Annotated in this window: 18 protein-coding genes and 3 pseudogenes; 11 read left to right on the top strand and 10 right to left on the bottom strand. The window is 42.7% G+C overall.

Annotated elements, in window-relative coordinates; all coding sequences use genetic code 11:
- Nucleotides 1-18: 18 nt before the first annotated feature.
- On the bottom strand, nucleotides 19-939 hold the full coding sequence (prmA, locus tag NSTCB13_RS28585) for a 50S ribosomal protein L11 methyltransferase (protein WP_445627001.1): 921 nt from the start codon (nucleotides 937-939) through the stop codon (nucleotides 19-21).
- Between the two features lie 122 nt (nucleotides 940-1,061).
- On the bottom strand, nucleotides 1,062-2,642 hold the full coding sequence (gene serA / locus NSTCB13_RS28590; protein WP_448274618.1) for a phosphoglycerate dehydrogenase: 1,581 nt from the start codon (nucleotides 2,640-2,642) through the stop codon (nucleotides 1,062-1,064).
- A 351-nt stretch (nucleotides 2,643-2,993) separates the two neighbouring features.
- Here serA and NSTCB13_RS28595 point away from each other — a divergent pair, with 351 nt between their 5' ends.
- The 4 genes from NSTCB13_RS28595 to NSTCB13_RS28610 all read left to right on the top strand — a co-directional run bounded on the left by NSTCB13_RS28595 (nucleotide 2,994) and on the right by NSTCB13_RS28610 (nucleotide 5,348).
- Nucleotides 2,994-3,248 carry a hypothetical protein gene (locus tag NSTCB13_RS28595; RefSeq protein WP_448274619.1) on the top strand — a complete coding sequence of 85 codons (255 nt, stop codon included), beginning with the start codon at nucleotides 2,994-2,996 and terminating at the stop codon, nucleotides 3,246-3,248.
- A gap of 233 nt (nucleotides 3,249-3,481) precedes the next feature.
- Nucleotides 3,482-3,679, top strand: a complete 198-nt coding sequence (locus NSTCB13_RS28600) for a hypothetical protein (protein WP_322694068.1) — start codon at nucleotides 3,482-3,484, stop codon at nucleotides 3,677-3,679.
- Nucleotides 3,680-3,697: 18 nt separating this feature from the next.
- Nucleotides 3,698-5,128: a PRC-barrel domain-containing protein gene (locus NSTCB13_RS28605; protein WP_448274620.1), complete on the top strand. Its 1,431-nt coding sequence runs from the start codon at nucleotides 3,698-3,700 to the stop codon at nucleotides 5,126-5,128.
- Entirely contained in the window at nucleotides 5,085-5,348 is a 264-nt protein-coding gene (locus tag NSTCB13_RS28610; protein ID WP_448274621.1) for a hypothetical protein, read from the top strand. The genes NSTCB13_RS28605 and NSTCB13_RS28610 overlap by 44 nt, the downstream gene beginning before the upstream one ends.
- A gap of 562 nt (nucleotides 5,349-5,910) precedes the next feature.
- Here NSTCB13_RS28610 and NSTCB13_RS28615 read toward each other — a convergent pair.
- Both NSTCB13_RS28615 and NSTCB13_RS28620 read right to left on the bottom strand, forming a co-directional pair.
- Nucleotides 5,911-6,765, bottom strand: coding sequence for a bifunctional class I SAM-dependent methyltransferase/HIT family protein (locus NSTCB13_RS28615; RefSeq protein WP_448274622.1), 855 nt, complete (start codon nucleotides 6,763-6,765; stop codon nucleotides 5,911-5,913).
- 222 nt (nucleotides 6,766-6,987) lie between these two features.
- Nucleotides 6,988-7,200 (bottom strand): annotated as a pseudogene (locus NSTCB13_RS28620) (hypothetical protein); the annotation flags it as partial.
- 165 nt (nucleotides 7,201-7,365) lie between these two features.
- On the opposite strand from NSTCB13_RS28620, the gene NSTCB13_RS28625 reads away from it, so the two are divergent.
- From NSTCB13_RS28625 to NSTCB13_RS28640, 4 genes and pseudogenes are all read left to right on the top strand, one after another.
- The gene (locus tag NSTCB13_RS28625; protein WP_448274623.1) at nucleotides 7,366-8,631 is read left to right on the top strand and encodes a HEAT repeat domain-containing protein; all 1,266 of its coding nucleotides are present in this window, start codon (nucleotides 7,366-7,368) and stop codon (nucleotides 8,629-8,631) included.
- Nucleotides 8,603-9,448: a HEAT repeat domain-containing protein gene (locus tag NSTCB13_RS28630; protein ID WP_448274624.1), complete on the top strand. Its 846-nt coding sequence runs from the start codon at nucleotides 8,603-8,605 to the stop codon at nucleotides 9,446-9,448. Before NSTCB13_RS28625 ends, NSTCB13_RS28630 begins: the two co-directional genes overlap by 29 nt.
- 15 nt (nucleotides 9,449-9,463) lie before the next feature.
- A pseudogene (locus NSTCB13_RS28635) lies at nucleotides 9,464-9,691 on the top strand (type II toxin-antitoxin system HicA family toxin).
- A complete protein-coding gene (locus NSTCB13_RS28640; RefSeq protein WP_448274625.1) occupies nucleotides 9,688-9,906 on the top strand; it encodes a type II toxin-antitoxin system HicB family antitoxin in 219 nt (72 codons plus the stop codon). Before NSTCB13_RS28635 ends, NSTCB13_RS28640 begins: the two are co-directional and overlap by 4 nt.
- Nucleotides 9,907-10,062: 156 nt before the next feature.
- Here the strand turns inward: NSTCB13_RS28640 and NSTCB13_RS28645 are convergent, their stop codons facing one another.
- The gene (locus tag NSTCB13_RS28645; protein WP_448266123.1) at nucleotides 10,063-12,219 is read right to left on the bottom strand and encodes a polyribonucleotide nucleotidyltransferase; all 2,157 of its coding nucleotides are present in this window, start codon (nucleotides 12,217-12,219) and stop codon (nucleotides 10,063-10,065) included.
- A 101-nt stretch (nucleotides 12,220-12,320) separates the two neighbouring features.
- Nucleotides 12,321-12,866: a GNAT family N-acetyltransferase gene (locus tag NSTCB13_RS28650; protein WP_445626994.1), complete on the bottom strand. Its 546-nt coding sequence runs from the start codon at nucleotides 12,864-12,866 to the stop codon at nucleotides 12,321-12,323.
- A gap of 146 nt (nucleotides 12,867-13,012) precedes the next feature.
- Between NSTCB13_RS28650 and NSTCB13_RS28655 the strand changes: the two genes are divergently transcribed.
- Nucleotides 13,013-14,572 carry an SNF2 helicase-associated domain-containing protein gene (locus tag NSTCB13_RS28655; RefSeq protein ID WP_448274626.1) on the top strand — a complete coding sequence of 520 codons (1,560 nt, stop codon included), beginning with the start codon at nucleotides 13,013-13,015 and terminating at the stop codon, nucleotides 14,570-14,572.
- On the top strand, nucleotides 14,502-17,702 hold the full coding sequence (locus NSTCB13_RS28660) for an SNF2-related protein (RefSeq protein ID WP_448274627.1): 3,201 nt from the start codon (nucleotides 14,502-14,504) through the stop codon (nucleotides 17,700-17,702). Before NSTCB13_RS28655 ends, NSTCB13_RS28660 begins: the two co-directional genes overlap by 71 nt.
- Nucleotides 17,703-18,350: 648 nt before the next feature.
- Here the strand turns inward: NSTCB13_RS28660 and NSTCB13_RS28665 are convergent.
- Nucleotides 18,351-18,518, bottom strand: a pseudogene (locus NSTCB13_RS28665) (hypothetical protein); the annotation flags it as partial.
- A gap of 803 nt (nucleotides 18,519-19,321) precedes the next feature.
- Here NSTCB13_RS28665 and NSTCB13_RS28670 point away from each other — a divergent pair.
- On the top strand, nucleotides 19,322-20,158 hold the full coding sequence (locus tag NSTCB13_RS28670) for an SWIM zinc finger family protein (protein WP_445626992.1): 837 nt from the start codon (nucleotides 19,322-19,324) through the stop codon (nucleotides 20,156-20,158).
- 151 nt (nucleotides 20,159-20,309) lie between these two features.
- Here NSTCB13_RS28670 and NSTCB13_RS28675 read toward each other — a convergent pair whose 3' ends face one another.
- The 3 genes from NSTCB13_RS28675 to psbD all read right to left on the bottom strand — a co-directional run bounded on the left by NSTCB13_RS28675 (nucleotide 20,310) and on the right by psbD (nucleotide 23,541).
- Nucleotides 20,310-20,495 carry a PCP reductase family protein gene (locus NSTCB13_RS28675; RefSeq protein ID WP_448266126.1) on the bottom strand — a complete coding sequence of 62 codons (186 nt, stop codon included), beginning with the start codon at nucleotides 20,493-20,495 and terminating at the stop codon, nucleotides 20,310-20,312.
- Nucleotides 20,496-21,110: 615 nt separating this feature from the next.
- Nucleotides 21,111-22,502, bottom strand: coding sequence for a photosystem II reaction center protein CP43 (gene psbC, locus NSTCB13_RS28680; protein ID WP_445626991.1), 1,392 nt, complete (start codon nucleotides 22,500-22,502; stop codon nucleotides 21,111-21,113).
- Nucleotides 22,486-23,541: a photosystem II D2 protein (photosystem q(a) protein) gene (gene psbD, locus NSTCB13_RS28685; protein WP_322694081.1), complete on the bottom strand. Its 1,056-nt coding sequence runs from the start codon at nucleotides 23,539-23,541 to the stop codon at nucleotides 22,486-22,488. Before psbD ends, psbC begins: the two co-directional genes overlap by 17 nt.
- Nucleotides 23,542-24,324 lie beyond the last annotated feature (783 nt).

The following is a 24,324-nucleotide window of genomic DNA, read 5'->3' on the forward strand; positions in this document are numbered from 1 at the left end:
GCGATAATTTCTACTGGGTTAAGAACGCCGTACATTCAAGCAACACCATTCTTTGCGTTTCCACAGGGTAGCGACAACCCAGCCATTTTCTTCTAAAGCGTCAGCAACAGCTTTAGATTGTTCTAATAAAATACCACTGAAAATTGCCCAAGTTTCAGGTTTAGCGATCGCACTCATTTCTGGAATCAATTCAATAATCACATGAGCCAAAATATTGCAGACAATACCATCCACTGGGCTTTCAATTAATTTTTTCAAAACGTCTACACTTCCCTGTGCAGGCAGTAAACGTTCTGGGCTAATATGATTCAGCGTACCATTACTGATAGTTGATTGCACCGCTAAAGGGTCAGTATCCACTGCATAAACTTTCTCAGCACCCAATAACAGCGCCCCAATGGAAAGGATACCAGAACCACAGCCAATATCCGCAATTACCAAATGTTCGTGTTTGCCACTATTACCCACAAAGGACTGCGGAACTCCACTCAGCCGCATTTCCAGGGATTCCAAACATAGCTGGGTGGTCGCATGATTACCTGTACCAAATGCTACACCAGGATCGAGGCGAATTACTAATCGTTCGATTGTTTCTGGTAATGGTAGCCAAGCTGGGTTAATTAGGAAGCGATCGCCTATTTCCTGCGGATGCCAATATTGTTTCCAGCTAGTCGCCCAATCTTCCTCATCAATTAACTGCCATTGCAAAGAAGGAGATGAAACTCCTACACAGAGCGCATCTTGACGCAGCCATAGCGACAGCGCTGCTAAATCTAAAAGCTGTGTTTGAATTGTCGGCAGATAAGCCCTGACTAAAGATGAATTTCCTTTGTTTTCACTAGCCGTACCACGACAGCCAAAATCTTCCAGTCGCCAAAAGATCGTATCTTCTAGGTCTGGTTCACATAAAATATTTAGTTCCCACCAGGTGTTTGCCATATAATTTTAAATTTTAGATTTTAGATTTTAGATTAGGGACTAGGTAACGGTTAATGACCAATGCGAAAAACAATGAGCAATTAGCCATTACCAATCCAAAATCCAAAATCCGCAATCCAAAATTAAAGTGTTACTGTATACGCGTCCCGAATACCAGGGACTTTTATAATCTCATTCAAAATGCCTTCTGGTAAAGGGTCATCTATACTCAGAGCCATTACCGCATCACCACGGACGATTTTACGACCTACTTGCATACTGGCAATATTCACATTAAAACTGCCGAGTAGGGAACCAAGTTTGCCGATAATCCCTGGCATATCGCGGTGCAGGGTAAACAACATATATTTGCTAGGTGGGACGTTAATCGGGAAACCGTCAACGTCGGTGAGGTGGATTTCCCGCTCACCCAACAAAGCACCTGTGACAGAATGAGTACCTAAAGTACCTGTGGCTTCTAGATGCAGTGTACCAGCATAGTCTCTAATGGAAGCATCGCGGGTTTCAATTACCCGAATTCCGCGTTCTTTGGCTTCTATGCTGGCATTTACGTAATTTACTCGTTCCCGCAAAGCTTGGTAAAGTAGTCCTTTGAGGGCAGCGACGATTAAAGGCTGACTTTTATTGGTCGCGAGTTCCCCTTGTAGTCGAATATTCAGTACTTCTACCCTTCCACCAGCTAGTTGTCCTACTAGATTACCGAGAGTTTCTGCTAGTTGCATATAGGGTTTGAGTTCTTCCAACACATCGGGGCCGAGTCCGGGGATGTTGACGGCTGAACGTGCTGGTAGTCCTAAAAGAACATCGCGAATTTGTTCGGCAACATCAATGGCCACATTCACTTGAGCTTCTGTGGTAGAGGCTCCCAAGTGGGGAGTGAGGATGATTTCTTTACCTAGCGATCGCAATTCCGATTCACCCAGTGGTTCTGACTCGAACACATCCAAGGCTGCACCGCCGATTTTACCCGCTTTCAAAGCTGCTGCTAAAGCTACTTCATCAATGATCCCACCACGAGCGCAGTTGATAATCCGAACTGTGGGTTTCATTTTTGCCAGAGTTGTGGCATTGATTAAGTGGGTAGTTTCTGGGGTTTTCGGAATGTGGAGGGTGATATAGTCTGCTTGCTGGAAGAGTAAATCTAGTTCCACCAACTGACAGCCAAGCTGTTCGGCTCGTTCTGTAGAAATAAAAGGGTCATAAGCTAGGAGTTTCATTCCCATTGTCTTAGCTACCGCCGCAACATGGGAGCCAATTTTACCCAAACCGACAACGCCGAGAGTTTTTTTGTAGACTTCCGCACCAACAAAACTATTGCGATCCCACGCACCGCGTTTTACCGAAGCATTAGCATCGGGGATATGGCGAGACAAAGCCAAAATCATTGCTAGTGCGTGTTCGGCGGCAGCAATTGTATTTCCCTCTGGAGAATTGACTACCACAATTCCCCGGCGGGTGGCAGCAGGAACATCCACATTATCCACACCCACACCAGCACGACCGATGATTTTTAGCTGAGTGCCGGCTTCAATGATTTCTTGAGTAACGCGCGTACCAGACCGAATCATCAGCGCATCATACTCACCAATAATTGCGATCAGTTCCGCTGGTTTTAGACCTAGTTTGACATCAACAGTTGCAACTTGCGAAAGAATGTCAATTCCAGCTTGGTCAATCGAATCAGAGACAAGAACCTTAGACATGATTACTTCATTTAAAGCTACAGGTTTTGCTGCACAAGACTTTTTAGTTTAGTCTTTATCTGTCGCAATTGAGCAAAAATTATTCGTTTGAATATCGACTTAACCTTAACTTACACTATCTGGTGGTGGTATCAAAGCATGAGTTGCTTTTGGTGGATACTGCCTCCTAAGTATTTGAAGGTGAGTGGCTATTTGCATCATCCTGTCGCTAAATATAAAGCATGAATAGCACTAAGCACCGATATATTTATTAATAGTTAAGAGTTACCAAAATTTTATCGGCTGAAGCAACTTTCTGAGTGGGGTAAAAATGCCTGTATTCTTGACTGGGCTGCAATTTTAGATCGGGCAATGCTATTGACAACCACCAAACGAGCGAGTAACTATTATATCTATCAAATCTTGGCTATTTCTAGATACCACAAGTGGTATCCCTTAGTCAAAGCAAAATATTGCAACTTTTATCCCAAACAGGCGTTTAAATTCACCAACCGATCGGCTTTTGATTTGTTGGTATCGCATATTACCATTAGCTTTCTGGTAAAACCTCCATCTTACCATAAAATATTTGTGCAATACTCTAAGGAAGTCGTGAAAGCTTTCTGAGTAGTTTGATGTTCTATTGAAAATGAATAAAGCTCAATGAACTAAAAATAGTTACTTCCAAAAGATTGAAGGCAAACAGGATTGTAGCTATCTTTAGAACTAGTAATTTTTATTTTTTTATTCCTATAGATTAAATTTAATCAATGCAAATTGTAGATAAAAATATATCAATAGTTTTGTATTATTTTTTCAGTAAGGTTAGCCCTAGAAAACAACAATAAATAAAAGAAAAAATGCCTAGATTAGTAGGACAACGCTCTAATACTGGAGCAAATATCACTAGCTTAATCATTCTGCTCGCCATATTTGGGGTACTTTCCGAATACTTTGGTGTAATTGATATAGTTCCCGGCTTTGGACGAGAAGGACGATATTTTCAACTGAAGTTTCGGGCGACTAACGAACAAATAATTCAACAACCAAATCAATAAAAAGACCAGGGATATATAATGCTTAAAGGTAGTGATATTCTCGATAAAGTAGTCGTCACCTACGACACAGGTAAGAAAATTGTCCGAATCATCGATTTAATTGTCGATCGGGAACGCAATCAACTTTTGGGTTTTCTAGTTGCAGAGAAGGGACTGTTTCGAGACGCAAAAGTGATTCCTTTAGAAGAGGTACAAGCCATCGGGTCAAATGCGATCGTAGTTAACTCGAAAGAATCTGTTGTGAAGGCACATCGTGTCCCTGTAATTAAAGAGATTCTGCACCAGAATATCGTGTTGAGAAAAAAGAGAATTCTAACTACAGAGGGACTCGACCTCGGTGGATTGGTCGATTTGTTCTTTGATGAGCATAGTGGACTGGTGGAAGGATACGAAGTTTCTGGCGGTGTATTTGCCGATGCTTATTCGGGGCGATCGTTCGTTCCTGCTAGCGAAACACTGAAAATTGGTGATGATGTTGCTTTTGTACCTCCAGAAATTGCTCAATTGATGGAAGAACAGGTTGGTGGTATCCGAGGAGCCGTTCAGGCAACTGGAGATAAATTGCAAGACTCGGCCCAGAGTACTAACCGCAGACTGCAAACAGCAGCTCAAACCATGAATGAGCAACTACAAAGCTCGGTAGAGAAAGTGAACCGAGAGCTACAGTCAGCAAGCCAGAATGCAGGTGAGCAATTCCTTGCCGCAACTGATGCTACTAGCAGCAAACTACAAGACTTCAATCGAGATGCAATTGCCTCCCTGACAAACAATTTGGTCGATCCTGCCGAACAAAAGATATATGTGGTTGGCAAGCGTCTCGAGCGGGATGTGCTGACTCCAGATGGAAATGTACTGCTACTAAAGGGTCAAGAAGTCACCCTAATTGATGCAGAAGCGGCCGATCGCCTGGGTATCCTTGATGAACTCTATCGAGCCACAGGTGGCAGTCTGACTGCCAACATCAGCCGCAATTTGCAAGCAGCAACAGAATCTGTTAGCAATCGAATTGGCAGCGTAACTCAGAGCAGCGCCGCTAGTCTGCGTCACTCAGTTGATTCCTTGGCAGCAAATGTAGCGATGCAGCAGGCAAGAGGGCGCAGAGTCCTGCGAACAGTGCGTACTGACGATGGCTTAATTATTGCGGCATCTGGGCAGATTGTGACAGAATCCCTTCTCGATCGCGCTCAGATTTACGGTAAAGAAGCAGAATTGCTGAACGCTGTCGGTCTGAATCTGGCAACCGCAGTCCGTTCTACTGCGAGTGACAGATGGTTAGAAAACAAAGTTCAACTGGACGATCGAGTAAGCATCGCTCAAGAGAATCTCAACACTTTCTGGCAAGCTTTGAAAGCGAAGGCAGAAAAGTTACAAAGACGCAGCAGACGGGCAATGAAAAATCAACGGATTGAACAAGCACTGGGGTCGTCCAGTTACCCGTGTCATTCTTGACCCAGAAGACAACGTGATATTGAATGTAGGTGAATTGATTACACATCGCGCCGTCAGTCAAGCTGAAACAAGTGGAGTTTTGAATATCTTACTAAGTTCGGTCTATACCAAGGAGCCACAAATCTCTGACAAAGAGTTACGTGCTTCAGAACATGGAACGGCGGCCTTAGTACATCATGGTAATGGGCGATCGCAACTTGAATCCAAATCGATCTTGTGACTTTGGCCATAAAATAATCAGGTCAAGATGGTTATTTATCGTGTGCGAGCAAGTTAGGTAGAACAAAAATATGCGCTAACGACTGATTTGTGCGATCGCAATAAAATTTCTACATCACATACATTTTTTCCTGGGATAGAGATTGCGATCGCAGAAATAGACATATTTTAGGGCAACTGCTCAAGCTCAAATACATAAATAATTTTGGGCTTAATGCAATGCACCGCGCTCAACAAGAAGCGCAACGCGCTGATATTGCAGAACAACGGGTTCGACAGTTGGCGGAACAATTAAGAGCGTTGGGAATAGATCCAGATAATCTGGCCTAACTGAAATATTTTGCAATATTTTCAACAAAACCTAAAAATTGAGATGATTACAGTAATGCTCAGAATAACAAAGTAGAGGTTGTACTGAAAAAGTATGTGACAAAGGATTTAAGAGATGATCTCAACCTGATGAGATAAGTTTGAGCAAGTCATGATGTTTTAGGAATTTTTATAATCACTTGAAAGCGGTTAAATTACAGCAGAATTTTGAATACTGAATTATTACAGAAAAACTATTGTTTTTTAGGAATAACGTTCCTGATTCCACTTTTAGCAGAGACAGTATCACCTTTGTAGCGAGGGATGATATGAATACTGGCGTGCATAATATTTTGACCAGCAGAGCGATTGATATTCATTCCTACATTAAAGCCATCAGGCTCAAATTCACTTTTGATAATTTCTTGGACTTTGTTCGCCATAAACCAGCAAGCAGATTGCTCTTTTAATGGAAGTTCAAAATAATTGTTAACATGAAGTTTGGGAATAACTAAAACATGACCTTTACTTATTGGATAGCCATCAAAAATAGCATAAGCTGTTGCTGATTCAGTTACTAATTTTAGATTTTTAGGAGGATTACAGAATATGCAATAGTTAGATGAATTTCGCTGATGATTATAGTGAACGTACTCATATATTTCTCGATATTCATCTAAGCAAATTGAAGTAAAGGGAAGTTTTGCAATGCACTGATAAGTAGGCTTTTTGTGAACATAATGTTCTCGAAATCCTTCTCTTTTGATATCCCTTCTTACAGCATAATAAGCTTTGCCTCCTGGTTTTAATAAATGTGATACTTCCATTAATACATTAGTTTGTTCTTCGGTAAATAAAACATTTAAAACATAAAAGCAAATTATGGTATCAAATTTATTATCAGGATATTCTGGAAAATAATAAGGGTCATAGCCTGTAATATCACAACCTTTTTGGCGCAATATTCTAACATCATTACCAAAGCCACAACCAAAGTCTAGTATTTTACCTTGGAGAAGATTTTGATTTAATAAAAACTGTGCCGGAAATGATAAATAACTTCTTTCAATCGCAGTAAGATGGCTGAACTGATTTTTTTGCTGTTTCATGGAATGAATTTTGGTGCTGATGTACCAAAATTATTATTCCCAGCATTTGTTAGTTATGCGATGTCTACAACGGGCTATTCAAAGTCGAATCAGGGTCAATACCTAGCTCACGTAACTTAGCTGCTAATATATCAGCACGCTGGCGTTCTTGTTCAGCTCGTTGGCGTTCTTGTTCAGCACGCTGGCGTTCCTGTTCAGCGCGTTGACGTTCTTGTTGGGCATTTTTCTGTTGACTGTGGCTACAAGTCCAAAGTTAGAGCCTATCAGCATTTGAGGTTGGATGCGTCCTGTGCTTCTCAAAGCATCGGTAAGCGCAGCAGCGATCGCAGGTTGTTGAATATTTTCCACTGGATCGTCTGGTAAAATGAAGTCGGCTGGAAGTGCTTCCCAAGTAACTATTGGTTCTTTTTGGATGGGGTTAACTTGTAGAACCATAAAATTACTCCTAATATCCATGCACAGTATATTAGTTATTTTTAACAAATCTTCAGGGTACACATCTGTGCGATCGCAGCATATAAATTTGGATAATCTTAAGTTTTGGATGAATAGATTCGCACTGCCTAAAAACCCAGAAATCTAGAAAGATTTCTCAGACTGGTGTATATACTCGTAGTCAAGCACTTAGCAGGCGTGAATATTATGCTGGAATGGTTTATTGGCTGGATAGCAAGCAATGCCTTTCTGCATCGGAAATTTTTAGAATATTTCTGTGCTTGGGAGTTTGTCTGGCAGTTTGAGAAGGAAGGCAGTATTTCAATTGAGGATCTCAAAACTGAAGTTTTTGGCAAACACTGGCAAGATGAAACTTGGCATGAGGTATTGCAGCTAATTGCGGGAATGATTGATGCGAAATTTGTTGGTGAAATTCTTGATTACTTGATGGTGCAAGATGGTGAAGAGGAAAAATTTATCAACTTGTTTTTAGCGGCTAAGTGTCTTGCAGAAGTGAGAAATCGGTCGGTAATTGCGTCAGTGGCTAATAAATTACTTAACAAGCTAATAGACTTAACTAAATATGAACCCTGGTACTATTACAGACTCTATCAAAATGCAGAAGAAACTAAGCTAATTCAGAAAGTTCGCACTCAAGCAATTGCAACAATCGCCGCAAATTGGAAAGATAACCCTCATACCTTACACTGCCTTAAAGACCGCGCTACTGCTGATGATGATGATGAGTATGTGCGAGGTGTAGCCATCAAAGTATTAGCCAGCAATTTCAAAGATGATCCGGACACCCGCTCGTTTCTCAAAGACCTTGCCACTGCTGATAATGAAGGGTATATGCGACGTGCAGCCATCAAAGCATTAGTCAGCAATTTCCCAGATGACCCGGACACCCGTTCGATTCTCAAAGACCGCGCCACTGCCGATAATCAAGATTATGTGCGACGTGCAGCCATCGAAGCATTAGCCAGCAATTTCAAAGATGACCTGGACACGCGCTTGATTCTTAAAAACCGCGCCACTGCTGATAATGCATGGAGTGTGCGAGTTCCAGCCATCAAAGTATTAGTCAGTAATTTCCCAGATGATCCGGACACCCGCTTGTTTCTCAAAGACCTCGCCACTACTGATAATCATAAGGATGTGCGACGTGCAGCCATCGAAGCATTAGCCAGCAATTTCAAAGATGACCCGGACACCTGCACGATTCTCAAAAACCGCGCCACTGGTGATAATCATGAGTATGTGCGACGTGCAGCCATCGAAGCATTAGCCAGTAATTTCAAAGATGACCCAGACACCTGCTCGATTCTAAAAGACCGCGCCACTGCTGATGAATGGGATGTGCGAGGTACAGCCATCAAAGCATTAGCTAGCAATTTCTCAGATGACCCCGCACACCCGATTGTTTGTTAAAGACCGCGCCACTGCTGATAATGAAGCGTATGTGCAAGGTGTAGCCATCCAAGCATTAGCCAGTAATTTCAAAGATGATCCGGACATCCGGTCGATTCTCAAAGAACGTGCCACTGCTGATGATGAATGGAATGTGAGAGTTGCAGCCATCGAAGCATTAGCCAGTAATTTCCCAGATGACCCGGACACCCTGTCGATTCTCAAAGCTCGCGCCAATGCTGATAATACAGTGGATCGATATACAGCTATCAAAGCATTAGCCAGCAATTTTCCAGATGACTCGGACACCCGCTTGATTCTCAAAGACCGCGCCATTGCTGATAATCAAGAGTATGTGCGATATATAGCTATCAAAGCATTAACCAGCACTTTCCCAGATGACCCGGACACCTGCTCGATTCTCAAAGATCGTGCCACTGCTGATAATGAAAGAGATGTGCGATGTGCAGCCATTCAAGCATTAGCAGCTAGCAATTTTCCAGATGACCCGGACACCCGCTCGATTTTCAAAGACTGTGCCACTGCTGATAATGAAAGGGATGTGCGATGTGCAGCCATTCAAGCATTAGCGAAACACTTCCGAAATCAGCCTGAGTTGTTTGAAATTTACTACAACTGCGCTGTGAATGACTCCTTTGAGGGTAGCCATGATCCCTGGTACCACCCCAACCCTCGACGGATTGCACTAGAGATAATTATCAAGCAATTTCCTCAACATCCCCAGACTTTACTACTGTTGCGCGACAAAGCAGAGAATGACCCCGATGAGCAAGTGCGAAAGTTTGCTCAACAAAAGTTAAAGCATTGGGGAAAGTAAATGTAAGCTGAGTATATGCCCAAGAAAATCAGAGAATTGAAAAGCTTGTTGCTATAAGCAGGGTTTACATACCGTCCTGGGAAAGGTAGTCACACTAATTGGTATCATCCCCTACTATCTGGGAGAGTCACTATATCAGGTAAAGACGGGAATGATGCTAAAGCTTACCAAGAGAAAGATGTTAATAATGCACTTCAAAGGTTAGAAGAAATTAAAAAGGCTCAACAGGAAGAACAAGAATGAATTCTCACTACACAATAATTATTCAGTGGTCTGATGAAGATGAGTGTTTTATTGTCAGTCTTCCTGAATGGGGAGAATTTTGTCATACTCACGGAGATACTTACGAAGAAGCTTTCAAAAATGCTCAAGAAGTTTTAGAAATGCTGATTGAATCATCTTTAGCTGACGGTCAACCTCTACCAGAACCAAAAACACTAGAAAAGTCGTTGAAATAATTCGTAATACTTCGGCTCCCTTCGGCTTCGCTCAGGGCAAGACCTCAGTACAAGTTGGTAATTCTTAATTTGTCAAATTAGAGAAGCATACGGCGATGCCTTCACAGTAGGCATCGCGGATTTTAGATTTAATCTAATCTAAAATCCCAAATCGAGTTACCGATTCACCGCCGCTGCTTCTCTTGCTGCTGCTGCTTGATCTGGGTGAATACCCAAGCGGGTGAGATTAATCCGACCTTTGTTATCAATTTCGCGCACTTTGATAATCACTTCATCGCCTACTGCCACTTCATCCTCAACTTTGCCAACGCGGTAGTCAGCTAGTTGAGATATGTGAATCATGCCTTCTTTTCCAGGCAAGAATTCCACAAATGCACCTATCGGTATAATCCGAGTAATGCGTCCTGCATAGACATCCCCTTCGTGCAACTTACGGGTCATGCCTTGGATGATATTTCTGGCTCTCTTGGCCTTGTTCTCATCCACAGCGGAAATTGTCACGGTGCCATCATCTTCGATGTCAATTTTTGCACCAGTTTCCTCTGTGATTCCCTTAATAGTCTTGCCTCCAGGCCCGATGACCAAACCAATCATGTCTGAATCAATCTTGATTGTTAACAGACGTGGAGCATAAGGTGAGGTTTCAGTTCGTGGTGTATCAATGCAGGCGAGCATTTTCTCCAGAATGTGCAACCGGGCTGCTTTGGCTTGGTGGACGGCTTGGGCAATAACCTCCAAAGACAAACCGGAGATTTTCATATCCATCTGCAAGGCGGTAATCCCAGTATCCGTGCCGGCAACTTTGAAGTCCATATCGCCCAAAAAGTCTTCAATGCCTTGGATGTCGGTCAGAACTCGTACTTCGTCCCCTTCCTTAATCAGACCCATTGCCGCGCCACTGACGGGTTTGAGAATTGGTACACCAGCATCCATCAGGGCGAGGGTGGAACCGCAGACTGAACCCATTGAGGTGGAACCGTTGGAAGAAAGTACTTCCGATACGATGCGAATCACGTAGGGAAATTGTTCTTTTGACGGTATCACAGGTATTAGCGCTCGTTCTGCCAATGCCCCGTGACCAATTTCCCGCCTTCCTGGGGCCCGCATTGGCTTGGTTTCCCCGACTGAGAACGGCGGGAAGTTGTAATGATGCAGGTAACGCTTGTGCTGATCTAGCTGCATGTCATCGTTGAGGTTTTGAGCATCCCCAGGTGTACCCAGAGTACAAGTGGATAATACCTGAGTTAGTTCCCGGTTAAATAAACCGCTGCCGTGGACTCGCTTTGGTAAGACATCAACTAAACAAGAAACCTGACGCACTTGATCGAGTTTACGACCATCAACGCGGACGTTATCTTCGATGATTTGTCGCCGCATAAAGTGTTTGGTAATATCTTTAAAAGTGTTACCAAGTGCTTTTTTATTTGTAGTTGCGGCAACTCGAATTGGGTCTTCTTCTGGCAGTTCGGTAATCGTCGCGGCAATTTCATCCTTGACGACATCTAAAGCTGCATCGCGTTCGGGTTTGCTCAAACTAAATTGAGACAGGATTTTCTTAATCTCGCCACTAGCGCGATCGCGGATATAATTTTCTAGGGTTTGGTCTACTTCTGGTGGTGCTTCTTGCACTATTACTAGACCCAGTTCGGCGATTAAATCTTGCTGCGCTTTGATTAAGTCCCGCACTGCTTCATAACCAAAGTCAATCGCCTCAAGAATATCTCGCTCTGGCAACTGATTGGCTCCTGCTTCCACCATGATCACACCATCTGGTGAACCTGCTACTACCAGATCCAAGTCTCCGGCTTCAATTTCTGCATAAGTGGGGTTAATAATGAAATCATCTCCCACTAAACCAACCCGCACTGCTGCCATTGGCCCATTAAAAGGAATCTGGGCAATCAGGGTAGCAATTGAAGCACCTGTAACTGCTAACACATCGGGTGGCACTAACTCGTCCATCGACAGTGTTAAGGCAATAATTTGCAGGTCATCCCTTAGCCATGAAGGAAACAAAGGACGCAGGGGACGATCTATAAGACGGCTGGTGAGAATTGTTTTTTCTGGTGGGCGACCTTCGCGCCGCATGATCCCGCCAGGAATCCTACCAGCGGCATATAGCCTTTCTTCATAATCTACAGTCAGGGGAAGAAAATCAATGCCTTCTCTGGCTTGCGATCGCGTAGCCGTCACTAAAACGGATGTATCCCCTGATTCTATCAAAACTGACCCACCTGCCTGGGGAGCTAGTAGGCCTACTTTCAGTCGAATATCCCTTCCATCGAAGGATATTGACTTATCAACTTCTGCCATTCAGTTTTTTTTCCTTCTCTTTCGCTATTCTCTTTCTGTGGCAATCCTAACATTTATGCCCTATGGCTGACTTCTAGTACATACAAAGATAGACAAGTCGTTTAACGCAAAGTGTGATACAAGATTAGAGCGTCTACTACCTGCCCATTCTCGAGCTTTGCCGCACCCGGAATTCGCCCAATAATTTCAAATCCTAACGACTGCCAAAGTGTAATTGAAGGTATATTAGTCTCAAAGACCAAATTAAACATTACTGCTTCGTAGCCCAGGTTTGCTGCGATCGAAAGCATAGCCTCTCCCATGAACCGTCCTAAACCCCGACCGCGTAATCCAGGTTGTACAATAAAACCAGCGTTGCAAATATGGCTACACCGACCGGGAAAGTTTGGCTTTAAATAAAACGCCCCTAATATTTCTTTTGACTTGTGTGTAGGATCTACAACAGATGTCCTGACAACAAAGGCATCCTTGCTTAACCAGTAAGCTGAAAATTCTGTAGGAGATAGAGGTTGCTTTTGGGGATAAGTTTTACCTTCAACAATTACAACATTGAGTAACGATCTGACAACCTCTTGTTCTTGAGGATGCATATAATCCAGTTCCACTAACATCCCGGTTTTTAAGACTTTAATTAGGGGAAAATTCATGATTAACAATGTTTATATGAAATAATTACTGAAATATTTATTATATTATGAGAAACTTGGGCAATAAATTTTGTTGATAAGATGCAAAAAATCGAATAATTGTGATTTTAATTCTAGAGTTTTGGGAAAATCTGAGTAGTTAGCAAATGGCGATTTTACACTGTAATTGGTTACTAAAAAATCAAAATGGTAGTTTATTTATTTGGGGGGAAACTTGGCGATCGCCACGAGTGAATTTGGAGTTGAATGGATCTGGAAATATCCCAGTACATCCATTGGCAATGACATCAGTGGAGTTGAGTGAGTGGTTGCGTTCTCAGAACATGGCAATTACGAACTTCATTCAGCAACCTCAAGTTGCGATGCCTGCGGCAAGCAAAGCGATCGCTACTACTGGGCGAACGCGCAAAGCCGCCAGTGCCACTGAAATCAGTTTGCCAACGCACTCCCAAATCATCGCTCTACCAACTTATATCCCAGAAGGTAGTAGTGAAGGAACAGCAGCAATTTTCCCTGTACATTCTGCTAGCTTGGGCGAAAATACAGACTCACCACAATATTTGCAACCGTGGCGAGTTGAGGGTTTTTGTCTTAACTCCAGCCAAGCAATAAAATTTCTCGCCGCGATTCCCCTGAATGCTGCTAAAGGGGAAGATGCTTTTTTGGGTGGAGATTTACGCTTTTGGTCGCAGGTTGCCCGATGGAGTTTAGATTTAATCTCCCGGTGTAAGTTTTTACCAACAATTGACCGACAATCAGATGGTACATTTGCTGCCAAATGGCGAGTACTTCTAGACAGTGCATTAGATGGAACCCGCCTAGAAAGATTTTCTGCGAATATACCGTTGGTTTGTCGTACTTATCAGGAGGGATTGGAGACTGGGGAGGAGTTTTCCCAATCCCTACTTTATATAGACTTTCCCACAGAACCTCAAGAATTACTTTTGGGATTTCTCAACAGTACGATAGATGCCCAAGTGAGAGAAATGATGGGTTCTCAACCTCCAATAGAAGCTAAGGCGATTGCATCTTTACCATCTGGGGTGCGACAGTGGTTGCAAGCCTTAACTAGTGGATCTGGTATCAATGCAGATGCACTTGAAGTGGAACGACTGGAAGCGGCATTGAAAGCTTGGACTATGCCGCTACAATACCAATTAACTCTTAAAAGTCAATTTCGTACCTGTTTTCAACTGCGTTCTCCAGAGTCTGGCGAAACAGATTGGACATTGGCGTATTTTTTGCAAGCGGCTGACGATCCTGAGTTTTTAGTGGATGCAGCAACTATTTGGAACAATCCAGTTGAAAGATTGGTTTATCAAAATCGGACAATTGAGCAACCACAAGAAACATTTTTGCGAGGTTTAGGGGTAGCTTCCCGATTATATCCAGCGATGTCTGGCGACAAGACGCAAAGCGCCTACGCACCCAGCTTAGAAACCGAATATCCCCAATCTTCTCGTCTCACCCCCATCCAAGCTTATGAGTTTATCAAAGCTGTAGCTTGGAGATTGGAAGACAGTGGTTTAGGAGTAATTTTGCCTCCCAGCTTGGCGAACCGCGAAGGATGGGCGAACCGTTTAGGTTTAAAAATTACAGCCGAAACCCCAAAGAAAAAGCAGGGGACGTTTAGGCTTGCAGAGTTTACTAAATTTCCAATGGCAATTGGCAATTGGTGGACAGACTATTTCCAAAGCCGAGTTTGATAAACTTGTGGCTTTAAATAGTCCGCTAGTGGAAATTAACGGTGAGTGGGTAGAATTGCGACCCCAAGATATCAAGACAGCCCAAACATTTTTTACCACTCGCAAAGACCAAATGGCGCTTTCCCTGGAAGATGCTTTGCGTTTGAGTACAGGAGATACTCAAGCAATTGAAAAGTTACCAGTGGTCAGCTTTGATGCATCTGGGGCATTGCAAGAGTTGATTGGGGCATTAACAAATAATCAAGCGATCGCACCTTTGCCAACACCAACAGACTTTAAAGGACAGTTGCGCCCTTATCAAGAACGTGGTGCTGCTTGGTTGTCATTCTTGGAACGCTGGGGCTTAGGCGCGTGTCTCGCCGACGATATGGGACTCGGTAAATGCGTAGCCAATGATACTCTAATAAATATAAATGGGCTGTTACGCACAGCTGAGACAATCTGGACAACTCACGCCAAAGAAACAGAGTTTGACGGCGAAGGATTTTGGTCTAACCCCACTGAGCAATTACTAGTTAATTCCATAAATGAAAAAACTGGCAAAATTGTCCAAGCTAATGTCAGGCGATTGTATCGGCAACAAGTCTGCGAAAAATTGCGAAAAATAACGTTAGAAGACGGTAGCAATATCACAATCACTCATCGTCACAAACTGCTAACAAGTAAAGGTTGGACAAATAACTTACAGGTGGGTGATTACGTTTGTGTACCAGGTAAAACTCTCTGGAATGGGCAATCACAAGACCCTGATTTAGTCAAATTTATTGCTTGGCAGATTGCTGAAGGGCATGAACTACCTGATGTGGGAAGAGTCACAATATCCCAAAAAGACATCAGAGTACTAGAGGATCTACTCCAAACTTGCCAACGCATTCAAAACCGTTATAACCTCAAAATTAACAGCCCTAATATCTCTACCTTCACTAATAAAGTTCCTTGTCTTCGAGTTAACAGTCAAGCCTATCGACGATTCTTAGAAGCTCAAGGTTATGTTTGGGGTAAACTATCGGCAGAAAAATCTATTCCGCCCTTCATTATGCAGGCAGATTTGGATAGCGTGCGGATATTTTTACAAAACTATTTCGATGCTGAGTCTGCTGTTCTTTTTAGGATGCGGAGTATTGAGATTTCTACAGCTTCAACTTTACTAATTCAGCAACTTTCTGCACTGTTGCGACGCTTCGGTATTTGGTTAAGAATATCGCCCAAACTAAAGTGTGCTACTAATGGAACTCGTACTTTACGCACCTACTATATTGGTGTAATTGGTGGAAATTCTGCCCGCAGATTCTTCCAAAAAATTGGTTTTAATAACTCAGAAAAACGAAGTAAATTAGAGCAAATTTGTCAGCTGGTCAATAACACAAATATTGAAGGAATTCTTGCCTCTGATATTGTTGCTCAAGCAGTCAGGGGAACGAGGCTACCGTTGCGGCATTTTGGGATGCACAACACTGTTTACATTAATGGCTCACAGCAATTTTCTAGAGATAGTTTACAGCAAGTAATAGCTGGGATGAACCAGATGATTAGTGGAGAAGCCCAAAAACAATATCAGCTACTAAAACCTTCTAAATGGACAACTCAAACTTTGTCAGCATATAGCAACCTAGATGTAGAACAGTTGAGCTTAACAAGACAGTATTTGCAATGTCTTCTCGATCGAGAGGTATTTTATTGTCGGATTGAATCTATAGAGGAGATAGATTATGAGGGATGGGTTTATGATTTTGAAGTTAGCGAACATCATAATTTTGTCGCTAACAATATTATTTGCCATAACACTGTCCAATTCATTGCTTTTCTGCTGCACTTGAAAGAACAAGATGCACTAGAAAATCCAACACTATTAGTTTGTCCAACTTCGGTTTTAGGCAACTGGGAAAGGGAAGTCAATAAATTTGCACCAAGCCTGAAAGTTTTGCAATATCACGGTGACAAACGCCCAAAAGGAAAAGCATTTTTAGAAGCTGTAAAAAAACACGATTTAATCGTTACCAGTTACTCATTGCTTCATCGAGATATCAAGTCATTGCAAAGTGTCTCTTGGCAGATAATAGTTTTAGACGAAGCCCAGAATGTGAAAAATCCAGAGGCGAAGCAGTCAAAAGCGGTGCGAGAATTAGAAGCGACATTCCGCATTGCATTAACGGGGACACCAGTAGAAAATAGACTGCAAGAACTATGGTCTATTTTAGATTTTCTCAATCCTGGGTATTTAGGGAATAAGCAATTTTTCCAGAGGCGGTTTGCCATGCCAATTGAAAAGTATGGTGATACGGCTTCTTTGACTCAGTTACGTTCATTAGTGCAACCATTTATACTGCGGCGATTGAAAAGCGATCGCGACATCATTCAAGATTTACCAGATAAGCAAGAAATGACCGTATTTTGCGGTCTGACTAGCGAACAAGCTGCACTTTATCAACAAATTGTAGAACAATCTTTAGTAGAGATAGAATCTGCTGAAGGATTGCAACGCCGGGGGATGATTTTGGCTTTGTTAATCAAACTCAAACAAATCTGCAATCACCCAGCCCAATATTTGAAAGAAGCGACATTAGAGCAACATAATTCAGCCAAACTTCTGCGCCTAGAAGAAATGTTAGAAGAAGTTTTAGCAGAAAGCGATAGAGCTTTGATTTTCACACAATTTGCTGAGTGGGGTAAATTACTTAAACCCTATTTAGAAAAACAGTTAGGACGAGAAATATTCTTTTTATATGGCAGCACTAGCAAAAAACAACGTGAGGAAATGATTGACCGTTTCCAACACGATCCTCAAGGGCCACCAATTATGATTCTTTCTTTGAAAGCGGGTGGAGTAGGACTGAATTTAACACGAGCCAATCATGTATTCCACTTTGATAGATGGTGGAATCCAGCCGTAGAAAATCAAGCTACAGATAGAGTATTTCGCATTGGTCAAACCCGGAATGTGCAAGTACATAAATTTGTTTGCACTGGCACTTTAGAAGAAAAAATTCATGACATGATTGAAAGTAAAAAACAATTGGCTGAACAAGTTGTGGGTGCTGGGGAAGAATGGTTGACTGAACTGGATACAGACCAACTTCGGAACTTACTAATACTCGATCGCAGTGCAGTAATTGACGATGATGCAGAATAAGTTCTTAATCATGTAAAAACTAGAAAGACTATTTTGTGTTGCAAGTGATTGAGATATTGCGATGCGATCGCTTACCAAAACGACTTGCATTGAATTGAGTAATCGAATGCGAGATGCTAAAAATAGCACCTCATATCATGTCCGCCTAATTAGTTATGATTCCTGAATCTGTGCAAAAACCAGGAAAACCTCTTTCCCCCTGCCCCCTGCTCCCTGCCCCCTGCGGTCTTAATGATAAGTCTTTAACCGGACATGATATCACAAGGCGTTGCTATGCCCATCCCACAAAACTAGCAAAATCATCCCGCAAAAAATATGCAACGCCCCTCCCAAACCCCGTACTGCTTGGTGATGGCAGAGTGCTAATAAAGATTAAACAATCACAAAATTGTCTTCGGTGAGTGACAATCCAGCACTTAGTTGTGCAAATTTTACCTGAGTAAACCCAGATGTACTACCATCAAGGTCAAAGAACAGTCCACCTGTGGCGCTGTTGTAGATAAATCGCTAAGTGCTAGTGGTTGCAGATGTTCCGATGGTAAACTGACTTGTCTTAAGTGAAGGCGTTGACAACCCGCCACCAAAACCAGCAGCCGATACCCGAATCAGTTCATTAGTGGCGTTGAAGTCATAAAGATTATCAACACCTTAATTGTAACTATTGAAAGCAAAGGTATCAGTACCATCATTTCCATAGAGGGTGTCATTACCTTTTCCACCTGTGAGGATATCATTGCCATTACCACCATAAAGAGTGTTATTGCCTAATGCCTCATAAGCAGAAAGAGTATCATTGCCATCACCCCCAGAGAGTAGGTTCTTGCCTGTAGAGACAGGGGAATTAAATCTCCAGCTTGGTTAAAAAATTTGACAATTGAATACCTAAAATTCGGCGTTGTTGAATTGAAGTATGAATCTGGATGTAGAGACGTAGCACTGCTACGTCTCTACAAGGATTCTGGTATTATGCAAAATCATTTTCATACATGGAATTAGCAACGCCCAAAATTCACACTCGATATTTGGTTTCTTGCGAGCGTCTAAGTTCTAGTAGAAGAAAAAATAGTCAAGTGTTGTTCGGAAAAGATATTTTTATACCCTCCTTGTAGGCTTCTTTGCATAGATATCTAGCTTGAAAATAGAGAACATCTAAAGAACCCAACACTGACCATATACTACCATTTTTACTTAGATATCTTTGCTTAAAGATACATCTTTGTATATTCTTCACATTATTTGCTGATAAATTTATGTAAAAATACCTTGTTTATGTAGTATTAATCTTTTGATAGTCAATCTTGCCGAAGGCTATTACGGACTGATATAACGTTTGTAACCAAGAAACCTGCGAACGCAGAGATTAGTGCTTCCGGCTCTAAAGCGCAAAGCAATCAAATGACCTCTGTTCTCAAAAATTCTCAAATGCTTGAGACATTGCTAATGGATCTGATGGCTGTGGTTGAGATTAAAGGCTAATACTTCTTAGTAAAGAACAAAAGCAGGGTAAAGTTATAATTATTTTATTCGTCTAAGAAGTGCAATGCCTACGGCGGCTTGCGCCTACGGATTTTTTAACTAGTCCTCAATCTCCAGTTCTTTTTACTTTGAGTGAAGCAACCATGACCAATTATACTCTTCAAGCAAGTCGAGAATGGTGGTCGCAACAATGGCTAGATTTGCTAGATTCCTATCGCTTTAAAAAGCGTTTAGAACGTGCCAGAAATTATGCTCGTCAAGGAAATGTTTTGAGCATTGAATTTAAAGGTGCAAAAGTATTGGCTAGGGTGCAAGGTAGTGAAGTAGAACCTTATAAAGTTTCTCTTTCCCTTGAACCATTTACCGATGAACAGTGGGGTTATGTAATTGAAAGCATGTCCCAAAAGGCAATTTTTGCTGCCAAATTACTAGCAGGAGAAATGCCACAAAATATAGAAGAAGTCTTCACGGCTAATGGTCTTTCGATATTTCCATTTACCCTTGGTGATGTCCACAGTAAATGCTCTTGTCCCGATAAAGCAAATCCTTGTAAACACATTGGTGCGATATACTATCAGTTAGGCGATCGCTTCAGTGAAGACCCCTTTGTACTATTTCAATTGCGCGGACGTTCTAAAGAGCAAATTATTAGCGACTTGCGTAAATTACGTAGTGCCAAGATTGAACCTAATACTACAGAAACGGTTGATGTTCAACAGTCAATTACTAATAACAAATACTCAGTAAAAATTGACTCTTTCTGGCAATACAATGAGCCACTAGAGTCATCCTTGGTAGTGATTGTACCGTCTAGCAGCGAGACGATATTAGATGTATTGGGAGCGATTCCCTTAGCAAAGGAAGAGGAAAACGCAGTAAATTCAACTTCGAGTGATGTGGTAATGAAATATTTAAATACCGTTTACAGAGATGTAAGTCAGAAGGCTGTTTTAGCAGCAATGAATGTAGAAGGAAGTTGATAATAATTCGTAATACTCGCCTTCATGCGAGAAGCAAGCTACGTAATTCATAATTCGTAATTATGAATTAAATTGACTAGAATATTCTCGCCTTAAAACTCTATCTCTTTATGGGTAGAGTGTTTACCAATTCTGTATTCTAACTCCTGATTTATTGTCCAAACTCAAGCCTAGCCTGTTCTACCAAATCACCAGTCACAACATCTTGGCCTGCTTCACGAGCCAGCTGTTCAATTCTGGCTTTAGCTTGAGAGCGGACAAAAAAGGGAATATTTTGTAACTTTTCTTTAGCTTCAGATGTCCATCGCAAAGTATCAATAAAATTGGAATCGTTCATAAATTAGTTACCTTGGCAAGTCGCTTACTTTAATTAACGTGAGTTCGACGAGTGCTATTTTGACCTCTCCCCCAGCCCCTCTCCTACCAGGAGCTACAGTGTACACACAAGTCCTTCTGACCCCCTCTAACTCCCCCTTGGTAAAGGGAAGAACCGGATATTTCCCCCCAAAACATCGGGGGGATTAAGGCTTTCAAGGGCAGGCTTTTAGGCTTTCGATAAATAGTTGAGAATGTTCTCAATTATTGAACGTAGTTTTAAGTTTTCAGACAATGGTTTTGGTTTTAAAATCCCAAAAATTTGTCTAATCAAAAAAACCTGCCCCAGAAAGGGGGATTAAGGGGGGGTAAATTCAGGGTTTAAGCTTCATTACCAAGATATGTGTACACCGTAGCCTACTAGGAGAGGGGAGCAAAAACCCTCCTTACTCGTTACTCCTCCCTCTCCCAAGGGGAGACGCACTCGCGTTCGCCTTTTAGGAGAGGGAGGCTGTCCGGGAGAGGTCTGTCGAACTCACGTTTAATTAATAGATTACTAATTTTCGTATAAAAAAAGCCCTTGCTTTTATGCAAGAGCTTTTAAATTAATAGTCAGTGATGAAATAAACTTTACAACCTAATCTAGGTCGTCCATGAACATCACCGGCTCAGTATCACGGTTAATTCCTTTCTCAAAACCACCAGCCGCAGCCCGTGCGCGACCAGCGTGCCACAAGTGACCAACTAGGAAGAAGAATGCTAGTACGAAGTGAGAAGTCGCCAACCAAGCGCGAGGAGATACGTAGTTGAAGGAGTTAATTTCGGTAGCCACACCACCTACGGAGTTCAAAGAACCCAGAGGAGCGTGGGTCATGTATTCAGCAGCGCGACGAGCTTGCCAAGGCTGAATATCATTCTTGATTTTTTCCAAGTCAAGACCATTCGGACCACGTAGAGGCTCCAACCAAGGGCCGCGGAAATCCCAGAAGCGCATGGTTTCACCACCAAAGATGATTTCACCAGTTGGAGAGCGCATCAGGTATTTACCTAGACCAGTAGGGCCTTGGGCAGAACCGACGTTAGCACCCAAGCGTTGGTCACGAATCAAGAAGGTCAAAGCCTGAGCTTGAGAAGCTTCTGGTCCAGTAGGACCAAAGAACTCACTTGGATAAACGGTGTTGTTAAACCAAACAAAGATTGAGGCAATGAAGCCCATAAGAGAAAGAGCGCCCAAGCTGTAGGAGAGATAAGCCTCACCAGACCAGATGGATGCACGACGTGACCAAGCAAAAGGCTTGGTAAGAATGTGGAAAATACCACCAGAAATTAAGATAAAGGCGACCCAGATGTGACCACCGACCACATCTTCTAAGTTATTGACGCTGATAATCCAGCCTTCGCCGCCAAAGGGAGACTTGATTACATAGCCAAAGATAACTGCTGGGTTCAATGTCGGATTGGTAATAATCCGAACATCACCACCACCTGGTGCCCAAGTGTCATACAACCCACCAAAGAACATTGCCTTTAACACTAATAGCAATGCACCGAATCCCAAAATAATCAGGTGGAACCCGATGATGTTGGTCATCTTGTTCTTGTCTTTCCAGTCGTAACCAAAGAAAGAAGAATATTCTTCTAAGGTTTCTGGACCGCGAACGGCGTGATAGATACCGCCAAAGCCAAGGACGGCTGAGGAAATTAGGTGGAGTACACCGATAACAAAGTAGGGGAAAGTATCGATAACTTCACCACCAGCACCAACACCCCAACCCTGAGTGGCAAGGTGAGGTAACAAAATCAAGCCCTGTTCGTACATGGGCTTTTCAGGAATGAAGTGAGCGACTTCAAACAAAGTCATCGCTCCAGCCCAGAATACAATCAAACCAGAGTGGGCAACGTGAGCACCCAGTAGTTTGCCAGATAAGTTGATTAAACGGGCGTTACCAGACCACCAGGCAAACCCGGTGGATTCTTGGTCGCGTCCAGCGCCGCCTAAGATATTTGGTCTATTAGAGAGCGTTACCACGTGGTAATACCTCCTCAGGGAATACAAATTGTTCGTGGGGTTGATCTTGAGGAGCCATCCAAGCGCGGATACCCTCGTTGAGCAAAATGTTTTTGGTATAGAAGGTTTCAAACTCCGGGTCTTCCGCCGCCCGTAATTCTTGGGAGACGAAATCATAAGCCCGCAGGTTGAGTGCTAAACCGACGATGCCGACGGCACTCATCCACAAGCCGGTGACTGGCACGAACAACATAAAGAAGTGCAACCAGCGCTTGTTAGAGAAAGCAATCCCGAAAATCTGTGACCAGAAACGGTTTGCTGTCACCATTGAATAAGTTTCTTCCGATTGGGTGGGATTGAAGGCGCGGAAGGTGTTAGCACCATCACCGTCTTCAAACAAGGTATTTTCCACTGTGGCACCGTGAATCGCGCACAGTAGCGCACCACCCAATACACCCGCAACACCCATCATGTGGAAGGGGTTGAGTGTCCAGTTGTGGAACCCTTGCAAGAATAGCAGGAATCGGAAAATTGCGGCTACGCCAAAGCTGGGTGCAAAGAACCACGAGGATTGTCCCAAGGGGTACATCAGAAATACGCTGACGAATACCGCAATGGGAGCAGAGAATGCCAGAGCGTTGTAAGGGCGGATACCTACTAGACGAGCAATTTCAAATTGCCGCAACATGAAGCCAATCAAACCGAAGGCGCCGTGTAGGGCAACGAATGGCCACAACCCACCCAATTGGAACCAACGGGTGAGGTCGCCTTGAGCTTCTGGTCCCCACAACAGCAATAGGGAATGTCCCATGCTGTCGGCGGGGGTGGATACTGCCACTGTTAGGAAGTTACAGCCTTCTAAGTAGGAGGAGGCTAATCCGTGGGTGTACCAAGAGGTGACGAAGGTGGTGCCGGTCAGCCAACCGCCTAGTGCTAGGAAGGCGCAGGGGAATAATAGTATCCCTGACCAACCTACGAATACGAAGCGATCGCGCTTGAGCCAGTCGTCTAGAACGTCAAACCACCCTCTACTGGGGGCACGTCCAACTGCGATGGTCATCGGACTTAAATCCTCTTTTCTTACTAAAATTGCAACGTTTCTAAGGCATTACGGAAAGCCAATGTAACCGACTGCCGTGAGGAATTAACGTTTTTTTGACAATCTCAACTGCTTTTAAGTAACTGAGATTCTGAGAGCTTACTGACTAGTTAAGTCATTATTTCTCAGGGTTATGACATTACACGTACCATCGGCTAGTAATTTAGCTTGTGGTAACTTAATGATTCTTAACTTATCACACTACTCAGGGTTTTTGCCTGATACGCAAAAGGAAATGAGCTATGAAACACGAACCTTATAAATAATATGAATATCAGAAATTTTACAATTTGACACAACTTTTCTCAGAAATCTAAAAAAATTTAATGCAGATGGAGGTAGGTAGAATAACTCATTTCAAGAGGTCAAAAAGAGGCAGGGACAGGAAAGCAGGGAATTAAGAGGGGCAGAGAGTGAGGGAGTAAAGAATTTTGATCGGCCATTGAGTAAAAAAATAGTACAACATTACCTGAAAAAATTATATCGGTAGCAGGAACATGGAACGGCGCAGTTGAGTTTTTGTCAACGATATTTGGTAAAATAATCTGGATAATGACTTTGCGGCCACGTCGGTGATACACCTCTGGAAAACCTATGTGAAACGTTAGACAAGGAGAAAGGAAGTTGGCATATCTTGACTAATACAAATAGCCTAAGTGGTTTGTCCCGTAGTACAAGAAAGCCAGCATTATCCGAAACAGGAAAATTTGTAGGGTACAAAGTGAAAAATTTCTAGTCTGCGGC

The organism is Nostoc sp. DSM 114160 (assembly GCF_053470305.1).